Source organism: Amycolatopsis vancoresmycina (assembly GCF_000716785.1).
GTDB classification, from domain to species: domain Bacteria; phylum Actinomycetota; class Actinomycetes; order Mycobacteriales; family Pseudonocardiaceae; genus Amycolatopsis; species Amycolatopsis vancoresmycina.
Window position 1 is genome coordinate 1 of record NZ_JNYY01000078.1, and the last position, 246, is coordinate 246.

1 rRNA gene is annotated in these 246 nt (G+C 56.9%); it reads right to left on the reverse strand.

The features are described 5' to 3' along the window. Positions 1–246, reverse strand: a 23S ribosomal RNA gene (locus tag OO60_RS44395); the annotation flags it as partial.

The following is a 246-nucleotide window of genomic DNA, read 5'->3' on the forward strand; positions in this document are numbered from 1 at the left end:
CTCTGCATTCGCTACTCATGCCTGCATTCTCACTCCCACACCCTCCACCACTGGTTTCCACCGTGGCTTCCCTGGATGCAGGACGCTCCCCTACCCATCCGTGCCACTAGACAACACCCTCAAGGGATGAAGCCGATGTATTGCACGAATGACACAGCTTCGGCGGTGTGCTTAAGCCCCGCTACATTGTCGGCGCAGGACCACTTGACCAGTGAGCTATTACGCACTCTTTCAAGGGTGGCTGCT